This is a genomic window from Bartonella sp. CL25QHWL, from assembly GCF_042195335.1.
GTDB lineage: Bacteria > Pseudomonadota > Alphaproteobacteria > Rhizobiales > Rhizobiaceae > Bartonella.
The window spans coordinates 1-951 of record NZ_JBHIOE010000071.1 but is presented as its reverse complement, the minus strand read 5'-3'; the positions used below and the strand labels follow the sequence as shown (position 1 = coordinate 951).

Genomic DNA, 951 nt, shown 5'->3' with positions numbered 1-951 from the left:
ATCTTATGAGGACAGCGCCATCAGCTCCAGCACCGCTTGGAGAGGAATCTCCATGAGAGCCAGCACCACCTCCACCAAAACCACCCCCTCCTTTTCCTGAAGCACGAAAACCTTTTCCTGTTCCTCCAGGACCACCTCGAGATGTATCACCCCCAGCATCACCACCACTTCCACTTACACCACCACGGTTACCATCTGTTCCAGGATGGCCATTCTCGCCCTTGAAAAGACCGGGGCGATCATTCGTCGCCAAGCCAAAATTTCCCCCCACTCCTCCAGCTCCACCATTTCCTGGAAAAGATGATGAATAAGCCCCTCCACCACCATGACCTCCTGTTGCTGTGATAAAATCCTTGCCAATGATTGTTGTTCCACCAGAATTCCCTGTCGCACCACGCGAGGCAACAGAATCTCCTCCTTTACCAACGATGATAGCTTCATTCCCAGCTAAACTCGCTTTATAGCCATACCATACTGAACAACCACCACCACCACCTCCTCCTCCTAAACTTGGTGTATCAGATCCACCCCCACTACCGCCGCCGCCCCACGCTTGGATTTCTACTTTGGTTTTATCGGTTACCCAGTCTGGCCACTGAATTTTACCATCCTGCGTATACAGCAATTCAGCATCAGCAAGTTCTGGCCAATTAATGGGTTTATCAGTAAAAACTTTTTTAAGACTCTTTATTTCTGCCCATATTTCCTGCTTGAGGGCATCCACTTGCGCCTTGGTATAAACAACATCACCGTCCACTTTAAGCGGTCCTTTAAGCGAGCTTCCGCTTGTGCTTAAACTGGTAACCATTTCACCATTGTGGATGAGGCTAAACGACGAATTGCCCAAAAGCTCTAAGGCACCACTCATAGTCACTTTGCTGGTAAATTTATTATAACTTTGCCATTCATTTGGGCTTGTGAGGTGCCCATAGCTTGTGAGATCTTCATTGA

Annotated in this window: 1 pseudogene; it reads right to left on the bottom strand. The window is 48.5% G+C overall.

Annotated features, from left to right (window positions below):
• Positions 1 to 868, bottom strand: a pseudogene (locus ACFILY_RS09510) (hypothetical protein); the annotation flags it as partial.
• Positions 869 to 951 lie beyond the last annotated feature (83 nt).